Source organism: Mesorhizobium sp. M2A.F.Ca.ET.043.02.1.1 (assembly GCF_003952405.1).
Classification (GTDB): Bacteria; Pseudomonadota; Alphaproteobacteria; order Rhizobiales; family Rhizobiaceae; genus Mesorhizobium.
The window spans coordinates 5,642,767-5,651,865 of the sequence record NZ_CP034445.1 but is presented as its reverse complement, the minus strand read 5'-3'; the positions used below and the strand labels follow the sequence as shown (position 1 = coordinate 5,651,865).

Genomic DNA, 9,099 nt, shown 5'->3' with positions numbered 1-9,099 from the left:
CACCTGACGAGAGGCTTTTCCTTGCCGTTATTCGGGCTTGCCGGCGGCCGAGGCTTCGGCGATCGCGGCCGGTTCGGCCGCTGCGACGAAAGGATAGACGAGCTGCCGGTGGTAGAGCTGCGGCACAGGCTCGTCGACACCATATTTTTCTGGCATCCGCGGCGGCATGAACAAAGTGCCGCCGATCAGGTCGAGAAAGGGCAATTGGCCGGCGAAGTTCTTGTCATAGGCGTCGCGTTCGTTGGCGTGGTGCCAGTGATGGAACTGCGGCGAGGCAATCAGCCATTTCAGCGGCCCGAATTTGATGCGCGTATTGGAGTGGATGAACACCGACTGCCACTGGTAGATCAAGCACGTAGATGAGAACCGCCTCGGCGGAAAAACCCAGCGCGAACAGCGGCAAGAACGAAGCCGACTTGGTCAGGATCTGGTCCACCGGCTGCACGCGGTGCGCGGCCAGCCGGTCCATCTCCTCGATCGAGTGGTGGATGGCGTGGAGGCGCCACAGGAACGGCACCGCGTGAAAGGCGCGATGGGCGAGGTAGAAGCCGATGTCGGCGATGAGCAGAGCCTCGATCGCCTGCAGCCACACAGGCTGCGACTGAACGGCGGCGGTGAGCGCCTCGGGAACGAAACGCTGCGCCAGCAGCATCGCCGCGCCAACCACCAATACTATGCCGGCCTTGATGACAATGCCGTTGAAGAGCAGGTAGAAAACGTCGTTCAGCCAATGCCGGCGCGTCGCCGACTGCTCGCCATTGAGCGGCAGGAGCTGCTCCAGCGGGATGAAGATGAGGGCGATGATCAGCACCGCCTTGAAGTCGATGAGATCGAATACGGTCGCTCGCGGATCGGCTGAGGTCAGCCGCCGACACTAGCCGCCAAAGGATGAACGGACCGTTGATGGTGCTAAGGGACGCCTAAAGCGCGTCGCGATCTTTCAGATTCGCTCCATGCGCTTTGGGTTTTTGATTTTACGCATGTCTTTATCCCGAAACCGTTTCCCACTTTCGGGAGACATGCTTTAGTGCATGGTGCCGCCGGCATTGCCAGCCGTCCCGCTGCGCCGGCTCTCGAAGCTCACCTGGTCGCGGCCGTTGGACTTGGCCTTGTAGAGATGGCGGTCGGCGACCTGGAACACGTCGTGGTAGGTGGTCGGGCCGCTGAAGGCGATGCCGCCGATACTCACGGAAAGCGGCCAGGGCCGCCCGTCGGGGGCAAATTCGGCCTCGCGAATGCGGCGCCTGATGGATTCGGCGACCAGGAAGGAGCGTGTGGCATCGGCGCCGGGCAGGAAGACCGCGAATTCTTCGCCGCCGATGCGTCCGACGATGTCGGCGCCATGCAGTTGCCCCTTGATCGTCGCGGCGATCAACCTCAGCGCCTGGTCGCCGCAGTCGTGGCCCAGGCGGTCATTGATCGACTTGAAATGGTCGGCATCGACGATCAGCAGCGCGCCGGCGTCGGCGACCGTCTGGTCGCGTGCCTGGTCGAGATAGGCCTCGACCAGCATCGAGAAGGCGCCGCGGTTGAAGACCGCGGTCAAGCTGTCGGTCGCGGCGATGACGCTGAGCTCCTTTTGCGTGATCGCCAGCTGGCGCATCTTCCACATCAGGAAGAACAGAAAGGAGCCGCCGAGGACAAGCGGCAGGAAAAGATCCGTGAGTTTCGCCCACAGCAGCGCCTGCGGCGACAGCGAGGGAAAATTGAAGGAATCGACGAAGAAGGCGACGGCAATGAAAAAGGCTGTGCCGGCGGCGGTGACCACCACGACCCTACCCCAGCTTGTCGGGGACAAATCGATGCGCATGCCGTTGCTCCCACTGCTACCGGCTTATTGTGGAGCGCGAGCGCAAAGGAAGTCCTAACATATTAGCTTCAATGCAAGTGTGGTTAACAGGCCGTCGGAACCGCCCTTGGCGGCAGGCAAGCAGAAAGCCCGCCGCCAAAAGCAGCAGGCTTCCCGACTGGCCGGAGGTTCTCGTCAACGCACCGCCAGCCATGGCGGCGATGCGGTAGGAGATGCCGCAGAGCCCTCACGGCCGGTCCGGCACTCCCGACCGGGCTGTCTTGCAGCATATGTCAGCGACGCGAAATCATCAGGCAGAGCGCCCTCAGATCGGCATCATAGGTTCCTTCGCTGGAAAGCACGTCGGCGCTGCGCTTCTTCATGCGCGCAAGTTGGGTACCCGACATCTGCGCAACAGCGGCCGAAGGCTTGGTGGTGACCGAAGTGCCGGGGGTGCCCGGAACTCCTGGAGTGCCCGGTATGCCGACACCGACACCGGCGGAAGCTCCAAGCGTCCCGATGCCGACATTGGAGCCGCTGGTGCCGATCGAGGTGGTGGCTCCGGTATCGGTCCCGCCCAGGGACACCGCCGCATCCGCCGCCTGGCCGCCGCCAAGCGAAACGCCAGCGTTGGCGCCGTTGGTGCCGCCGATGGAGGCCGTGCTGCTTCCCCCAAAGGAGGCATCCGCATTGGCACCGCTCGCGCCGCCGACGTTAGCGCTGGCGCCATTACCACCGACGGACACGCCGCCGACACCACCCAATCCAAGACTTGCGGCATGGCCCGGAACCGCCAAAATAGCGATGACCGCGCCGCAAGTAAGGACTTTATGCAATTCCCGAATGATACTTGGCATGACACTCTCCTCTTAGACGGAATATGCTGCACTGCATCATCCAGGCACCGCGTTCTTTGACTGACGCCGTGGGCATACATATCTACGCCGAAATTCACGCCTCAGTTTCGTACCGTATTTGCAGTAATACTTTTTTGTTCTTGTTGCTATATCGAATTGTTAAATAAATTTTCGACTTTTCTTCGAAATTTAAATTGTAAAGCAAACAAAAAACACTTCCCGCAGCAAGCGCCATTCGCAACGAACCGCAGCAGAAACGTGCGGGTTCCCGGAGCTTATGCTTCAGGCATAGGCGCGGCCTTCCTCGGAGCGCTGGAACAGCGCCAGATCGAGCGGCACCGAAGGGCGGCCGAGCACGGTCAGCACCATGTGCGCCTGGCCGCGATGATGGGTCTGGTGGTTGAAGAAATGGCTGAGCGCGGGTGCCACGCGTTGCGAGACAGTTCGCATATCGGAGAGGGTCATATAGGAGAAGCGGCCGGCGAGCGCCTTTTCGCTCATGCCGCCGACCCAGTTGATGATCCGCTTGTCCTCCGCCTCGCGCGCGCTGTGCAAGGGTGGCAGCGCCTTGTAAAGAATGGCGTCAAGGGAAGACGGTGCCTGTCCCTCGCCGGTGAAACGCTTCATCCAGATACGATCGGCAGTCAGGATATGGTTGAGCGTTCCCATCATCGAGCCGAAGAAGGCGCCGGTGTCGCGGTTGAATTCCTCGTCGCTGAGGTGTGCCGCGGCATCGTAGAGACGCTGGTTGGCCCATTGATTATAGGCCGCAAACATCATGAAATGCTGTTTCATCATCCACCGGTTCGCCACGAATCCTGGCTCTACGTAACCCGCAGCAACGGACCCGCCAATGACCATTCTGCTTTACGACCTCGTCGGCCATGATGTCGGCCGCCCGTTCAGCCCGCATTGCTGGAAGACCAAGATGGCGCTGGCCCATAAGGGGCTCGCCGTCACCAAGGTGCCGACGCGCTTCCTCGAGGTGCCGGAAGTCGAGAGCGGCGCGTCGAAGACGGTGCCGGTGATCCGTGACGGCGAGCGCGTGGTGGCCGATTCCTTCGCCATCGCGCTCTATCTCGACGAAGCCTATCCGGATCGGCCGACGCTATTCGGCGGCGATGGCGGCAAGGCGATGGCGCGCTTCATCGAGCGCTGGTCGCAGTTCACCATCCATCCCTACGTCGCGACGGTGGCTCTGACCGATCTGCATGACATGCAAGACGAGCCCAACGCCGCCTATTTCCGCGAAAGCCGCGAGCAGCGGTACGGCAAGCGGCTGGAAGAGGTCGTGGCGAACCGCGATGCCGGGCTCGCGGCCTTCCGCGCCGCGCTGGAGCCGCTGCGCTCGACGCTCACCTACCAGCCCTTCATCGGCGGCGAGGCGCCGCTGTTTGCCGATTACATCGTGTTCGGCGCGCTGCAATGGGGACGCATCGCCTCGCCTTTCCAGTTGCTCGACGACGGCGACAGCATCGCCCGCTGGTTCGAGCGCTGCCTCGACCTGCATGGCGGTATCGGACGGCAGGTCGCGGCGGCGGCGTGACGGCCGTCGGAATTGCCATGCTGCGTTATGAGATGCAGGGCGGGATCTGGGTCTACCCCGGCAAGGGCGGCTGGCATTTCATCACGCTGCCAACGGATGTCGCGGCGCGGATCAAGGCGGCCATGGCGGGGCTGGCGCGACCCTGGGGCTCGCTTGGTGTGACGGCTGTCATCGGCAGGACAAAATGGACTACGTCGCTTTTCCCCGACAAGGCCTCGGGCAGCCTGCTTTTGCCCGTCAAGGCGTCGGTGCGGCAAGCTGAGAGCCTGAAGGCCGGAGACGCGCCGATCGTGACCATTGAGATCGCGCTTTAGTTCCGCTTGAGCGCGTCCTTGTCGATCAGCCTGACACAGATCGGATCGCCTTCACCGATGCGCGTACATTGCCATTCCGGGCCGAAGCCGAAATTGTGATCCGGCGCCGGCAGAACCAGCAGGAAGAAGGCGATCACGGCGCATATGAGCGCCATGAAGACGATACCCACGATGTCGCCGCGTCTGAGATAAGGCCAGTTCATCGCCTCCGGCTCCGCCGCCGCGAGCGTTCCGGAGCAAGCGCCCGAAGCGCATGCAGCCGTTTCATTATCCCGCAAAGCGCCCGCCTTGACCAGAAGCCGCCTCCCCTTGGCAAGCCGCCGGGCGGCTTGTATAGAGCCCGCCACTCCAATTTCCATTCCCAAGAACAAGGACGACCCTATGGCGATCGAACGCACCTTCTCCATGATCAAGCCGGACGCGACCAGGCGCAACCTGACGGGCGCCATCACCAAGATGCTCGAAGACGCCGGCCTGCGCGTCGTCGCATCGCGCCGCGTGTGGATGAGCCGCCGCGAGGCCGAAGGTTTCTACGCCGTCCACAAGGATCTCCCGTTCTTCGGCGAGCTGGTGGAATTCATGTCGTCGGCGCCCACCATCGTGCAGGTGCTGGAAGGTGAGAACGCCATCACCCGGAATCGCGAAGTGATGGGCGCCACCAACCCGGCTAACGCCGCAGAAGGCACCATCCGCAAGGTGCATGCGCTGTCGATCGGCGAGAACTCGGTGCACGGCTCCGACGCGCCGGAGACCGCCGCGCAGGAGATCAAGTACTGGTTCTCGGACACCGAGATCGTCGGCTGAGTCAGCTGAAACCTTCCGGGTACAGAAGGCGGCCCGTCGGCCGCCTTTTTAACATGGGTGAATGCGCGACCGACGCAGCACCCTATGGTGCCGGTCTGGCGATAGAAGGCTCACCGCCCCCGCGAGCTTCTGTCATGCTTCCGTCCAACAATGGAGGATGCGATGATTGGCCCCCATGTTTCCAAGAGCGGCATAGCTTATCCAGACGATCTCGTCCTGCTGAAGCGCATCTATGATCAGGTCTGCGTGGAGCGAGGCATTGCCCGCGGCAGTTCCGAGGCTTCGGACCTGGCGATCGAAGCCATCGAGCTGTTTTCCGCCGGCATTTTCGACGAGGATACGATCGGCCGCCGTCTTCGCGACCGCTGATCGAGGGTACCTAAAGCGCGTCGCGATCCTTCGGATTCGCTCTATGCGCTTTGGTCTTTGATTTGCGCATGTCTTTAACCCGAAACCGGTTCCCACTTTCGGGAGACATGCTTTGGAGCTCAGTCTCCGTCGCCGTAGCGGATGACCTCGACCTTCTCCCTGGTGATCAGGCAGCTCTTCTCACTCGTCAGCGCCTTGATCGCAGGGATCAGCGCATCGATTTTCTCCGGCGCGTCGACGATCTCGACGACGATGGGCAGATCCTGCGACAGGCGCAGGATCTTGGCGGTGTGGAGCACGCTGGAGCGGCCGAAGCCCAGCGGCCCGCGCAGCACCGTGGCGCCGGCCATGCCTGTTTCGCGGGCCTTGATGACGATCGCCTCGTGCAGCGGCTTGCCGTCGGCCGCCCTGTCGTCCTCGCCGAAGAAGATCCTGAGCAGCGCGCATTGCGCGGGAAGTTCCATGTTTTCCTCCCTAGAGCGTTTCACCGTTTTACAGAAACGGCGAACCGCTCTATCTCTTTGTTTTGACGCAATTCCGGACGGAAACCCGCTCACACTTTTCCTGGAATTGCTCTAGCTACCTGTTGCCTGACTGCCTTTCGGCAAGCGGTTGAGCCTGGATGCCATGAGATAACCCAGCCACGCCGCGACGAGCGACAGCCCGACCACACTGATGAGATAGGTCGCGGCCAGCGGCAAGTCGTCCTCGAACAGCAGGATGAAGGTGTCGAGGCTCATCGCCGAAAACGTGGTGAGGCCGCCGCAAAAGCCGGCCATGACGAAATTGCGGCTGACCGGTCCGACCATCATGCGCCCATCCGGTCCGGTCAGCGTCGCGAAGGCCATGATGACCCAGGAGCCGACGATGTTGACGAAAGCGGTCGACCATAGAGCGTTCAGGCCGAGCAGCGAAACGACGACGTAGCCCGACAGGAACCGGGTCAGGGAGCCGATTGCCGCGCCGCAGCCGACCGCCAGATAAAGCCGCGTTGCCGCCTGTCTGTCCGTCATCGCTCAGCCCGCTGCCCCGGCAGTTGAACCAGCCACCCAGACGATCGCCCAGAAGCCGAGGGCGACGAACAGCACGCACAGAACCGACGAGGCGACGACGTTGAAGACCGCGAGCCGCCCCTGCCCGTCGAGCGCGAGGTTGAGCGTCTGCAGGCAGAAGGACGACACGGTGGTGTAGCCGCCGAACAGGCCGACGACGATGAGGTCGCGCACGAGATCGCTGGCGAAGACGCCGCCGACCGCCCGCGCGGCACCCGCGAAGGCGCCGATGGCAAGGGCGCCGGAGACGTTGACCGCCAGCGTGCCCCAGGGAAAGGTCTCGCCGACCCCACGGCCAATCACGCCGGAGAGGAAGAAGCGGGATACGCCGCCGAGGAAACCGCCGATCAGGACCAGGGCGCAGGCCGCAAGGGTCATCGTCTCAATGCCTTTCCAATGCGATTCCCGCACGGGAATCACCTCACGAAATCAGGCATGATGCGAGCGGAAAAAACAAATCCTGCCGCGCAAGAGCACGCCTGGCAGGAGTCATCAGCCCATAAGGGCGGTTTCGGGGGAACCCCATCCCCATTTTCGGGCGAGCCTAGGCGGTTGAGGCGGTGGGGTCAATTGCCCTGCGATGGGACGAGAACAGGATAGTCGACACAACCCCGGAGCGGGTTCAGCGCGGAAGCGCAGACCTCGCTTTAACGGCCTTTTTCCGCAATTCGGGGGAAAGCGTGCCCCACTTTTGCTGGAATTGCTCTTAACAGGCCCGCCGCCCTCCCGGCGGGCACAGGAATCATTTGGCTTGACGGTCTTTCACATTCGCGTGGGCGTTAGCCGCCTCTGTGTCGGTGGCCGGCGTCTTCGTCTCCTCGCCGGAGAACGGGCTGCCCTGTCCAGGCGCAAGGTCGCCGCTATGGCCGGCCTTGTTGGTCTGGAAGGGCTGGCTGTCGGGGCTGAGGCCATGCTGCGTGGCATTGAACAGATGGTCGTCCGCGCGGGCAAAACCGGGGAAGGCAATCAGCGATACGCTTGTGGCTGCGAGAATGAGCACGTGCTTTTTCATATCTGGTCTCCATTGAGTGCCAGATCGATCCCGCGCATTCGGTCTGGCGGTTTGAGTGAAGGGACGTTTGTCCCTTTGCCTGCCCGCCATCTGCATAGGTCAACGCCTGGCGCCGGCGGTTTATTCCGGCGAGCACGGTTTCCTGGCTGAAAAGTCGCGGCCGTACAGTCGGCGCCCGACGTCAGCGCGGCATCTTCACCAACACCGTCTGGGGCGTGCCGGCCAGCGGATCGAGCTGATGGTTCGTGTCGGTGATGAACATCAGCCGCTCGCCGACCGTGATGCGCGCCTGCAGCGCATAGGTCCGACCCTTCTGGATCGCATTGGGGTCGAAACCGATGTCGAACTTGATCGGTACCTGTCCGGTGGGCGCTACCCTGCGCTTTGCGATCACGGTTGCCGGCGCATCGGCCAGCGAGACGTCGGCAAGCTCGACCACGAGCACGGCATCTGGCGGCAAAGCGATGCGCTCGCGATAAGTCACCTCGCCCGCGATGGTCTTCTCGGCGGCCTTGGTCACTTGCGGTACGGCAAGAATGCCGACGACCAGCGGCACCAGCCCGAAGATGAAGAACTCCGCGATGCGGTCCAGCATGAGATTGCCCCGCCAAGCAAATCAAACCGATTTGCATGGTCGGGAAGGATTGCGGTCAATCAATGGCCGCAACCGGTAGCCTCAGTTTGAAATTGTATCCCGGTATAGATTTAGACTGAGTTCGTTTGCCCCGCCTGCACAATCGGGATCGGCGGCCTGCACTAGGTCGTCTTCCCACCCGCATTCTTGGCAAATTTCATAGTTGCCCGGCTCACCTATGGCGAGCGAACCACAACACTGGCACGGGAATAGAGGGCGAGTCATTGTGATCCGCCCATGGTTATTCACGTGACTTCTTCCAGCGGTCCGCCGCTCGGTCGTCGGCTTCCTTGGCCTCGACCCAGCCGCCCTCGGAGCCGTCGGCAAGATGCTCTTTCTTCCAGAAGGGCGCGCGCGACTTCAGATAGTCCATCAGAAAATTAGCCGCCTCGAAGGCGGACTGCCGGTGCGACGAGGCCGCGACCACCAGCACGATGTTCTCGCCCGGCGCAATCTTGCCGTGGCGATGGATGACGGTGAGCCCCTGCAGCGGCCAGCGTTCGATGGCCTCAGCCGCGATGCGGCCGATCTCGGCCTCGGCCATGCCGGGATAGTGCTCGAGCTCGAGCGCCGACAGCGCGCCCTGCTCGTCGCGGCAAAGGCCGGAGAAGGTGACCACGGCGCCGATATCGGTCCGGCCCTTGGTCAGGCCGGCGATCTCGGCGGCGACGTCGAAATCCTCGCGTTGGATGCGGATGGCGGGCACGACGGCGCCGGCCATG

Annotated in this window: 16 protein-coding genes and 1 riboswitch; of the genes, 4 read left to right on the top strand and 12 right to left on the bottom strand. The window is 62.6% G+C overall.

Features of this window, described 5'->3' with window-relative positions; genetic code table 11:
• Window positions 1-27 precede the first annotated feature (27 nt).
• From EJ068_RS33740 to EJ068_RS26820, 5 genes are all read right to left on the bottom strand, one after another.
• Window positions 28-330 carry a sterol desaturase family protein gene (locus EJ068_RS33740; RefSeq protein ID WP_245484099.1) on the bottom strand — a complete coding sequence of 101 codons (303 nt, stop codon included), beginning with the start codon at window positions 328-330 and terminating at the stop codon, window positions 28-30.
• Complete coding sequence (locus EJ068_RS26835; RefSeq protein ID WP_245463235.1) at window positions 224-811, bottom strand: sterol desaturase family protein; 588 nt, start codon at window positions 809-811, stop codon at window positions 224-226. Before EJ068_RS26835 ends, EJ068_RS33740 begins: the two co-directional genes overlap by 107 nt.
• A gap of 213 nt (window positions 812-1,024) precedes the next feature.
• Window positions 1,025-1,810 carry a GGDEF domain-containing protein gene (locus tag EJ068_RS26830; protein WP_126078191.1) on the bottom strand — a complete coding sequence of 262 codons (786 nt, stop codon included), beginning with the start codon at window positions 1,808-1,810 and terminating at the stop codon, window positions 1,025-1,027.
• A 272-nt stretch (window positions 1,811-2,082) separates the two neighbouring features.
• Window positions 2,083-2,646 (bottom strand): hypothetical protein, encoded by a 564-nt coding sequence (locus EJ068_RS26825; RefSeq protein ID WP_126078192.1) that lies wholly within the window; start codon window positions 2,644-2,646, stop codon window positions 2,083-2,085.
• Window positions 2,647-2,928: 282 nt separating this feature from the next.
• Window positions 2,929-3,441 carry a DinB family protein gene (locus EJ068_RS26820; RefSeq protein ID WP_126083451.1) on the bottom strand — a complete coding sequence of 171 codons (513 nt, stop codon included), beginning with the start codon at window positions 3,439-3,441 and terminating at the stop codon, window positions 2,929-2,931.
• A gap of 58 nt (window positions 3,442-3,499) precedes the next feature.
• Between EJ068_RS26820 and EJ068_RS26815 the strand changes: the two genes are divergently transcribed.
• Both EJ068_RS26815 and EJ068_RS26810 read left to right on the top strand, forming a co-directional pair.
• Entirely contained in the window at window positions 3,500-4,192 is a 693-nt protein-coding gene (locus EJ068_RS26815; protein WP_126078193.1) for a glutathione S-transferase family protein, read from the top strand.
• A gap of 17 nt (window positions 4,193-4,209) precedes the next feature.
• Window positions 4,210-4,506, top strand: a complete 297-nt coding sequence (locus EJ068_RS26810) for a DUF1905 domain-containing protein (protein WP_127251450.1) — start codon at window positions 4,210-4,212, stop codon at window positions 4,504-4,506.
• On the opposite strand, the gene EJ068_RS26805 is transcribed toward EJ068_RS26810, so the two are convergent.
• Window positions 4,503-4,709 carry a hypothetical protein gene (locus EJ068_RS26805; protein WP_127251451.1) on the bottom strand — a complete coding sequence of 69 codons (207 nt, stop codon included), beginning with the start codon at window positions 4,707-4,709 and terminating at the stop codon, window positions 4,503-4,505. The two genes, EJ068_RS26810 and EJ068_RS26805, sit on opposite strands and share 4 nt — an antisense overlap.
• A 178-nt stretch (window positions 4,710-4,887) precedes the next feature.
• Here EJ068_RS26805 and ndk point away from each other — a divergent pair, with 178 nt between their 5' ends.
• Both ndk and EJ068_RS26795 read left to right on the top strand, forming a co-directional pair.
• Complete coding sequence (ndk, locus tag EJ068_RS26800; protein WP_127251452.1) at window positions 4,888-5,310, top strand: nucleoside-diphosphate kinase; 423 nt, start codon at window positions 4,888-4,890, stop codon at window positions 5,308-5,310.
• 162 nt (window positions 5,311-5,472) lie between these two features.
• On the top strand, window positions 5,473-5,679 hold the full coding sequence (locus EJ068_RS26795) for a hypothetical protein (protein ID WP_127251453.1): 207 nt from the start codon (window positions 5,473-5,475) through the stop codon (window positions 5,677-5,679).
• A gap of 119 nt (window positions 5,680-5,798) precedes the next feature.
• Here EJ068_RS26795 and EJ068_RS26790 read toward each other — a convergent pair whose 3' ends face one another.
• The 6 genes from EJ068_RS26790 to EJ068_RS26760 form a co-directional block, all read right to left on the bottom strand.
• A complete protein-coding gene (locus EJ068_RS26790; protein ID WP_095816023.1) occupies window positions 5,799-6,143 on the bottom strand; it encodes a DUF190 domain-containing protein in 345 nt (114 codons plus the stop codon).
• Window positions 6,144-6,254: 111 nt separating this feature from the next.
• Window positions 6,255-6,692, bottom strand: coding sequence for a fluoride efflux transporter CrcB (crcB, locus tag EJ068_RS26785; protein ID WP_127251454.1), 438 nt, complete (start codon window positions 6,690-6,692; stop codon window positions 6,255-6,257).
• Window positions 6,693-6,695: 3 nt separating this feature from the next.
• Window positions 6,696-7,109 carry a fluoride efflux transporter CrcB gene (crcB, locus tag EJ068_RS26780; RefSeq protein ID WP_127251466.1) on the bottom strand — a complete coding sequence of 138 codons (414 nt, stop codon included), beginning with the start codon at window positions 7,107-7,109 and terminating at the stop codon, window positions 6,696-6,698.
• 98 nt (window positions 7,110-7,207) lie between these two features.
• Window positions 7,208-7,270: riboswitch (Fluoride riboswitch) on the bottom strand.
• 203 nt (window positions 7,271-7,473) lie between these two features.
• The gene (locus tag EJ068_RS26775; protein WP_127251455.1) at window positions 7,474-7,743 is read right to left on the bottom strand and encodes a hypothetical protein; all 270 of its coding nucleotides are present in this window, start codon (window positions 7,741-7,743) and stop codon (window positions 7,474-7,476) included.
• A gap of 181 nt (window positions 7,744-7,924) precedes the next feature.
• Window positions 7,925-8,338: a YbaY family lipoprotein gene (locus tag EJ068_RS26770; protein ID WP_127251456.1), complete on the bottom strand. Its 414-nt coding sequence runs from the start codon at window positions 8,336-8,338 to the stop codon at window positions 7,925-7,927.
• Window positions 8,339-8,618: 280 nt separating this feature from the next.
• Window positions 8,619-9,098: a molybdenum cofactor biosynthesis protein MoaE gene (locus EJ068_RS26760; protein WP_127251458.1), complete on the bottom strand. Its 480-nt coding sequence runs from the start codon at window positions 9,096-9,098 to the stop codon at window positions 8,619-8,621.
• Window position 9,099: the final 1 nt, after the last annotated feature.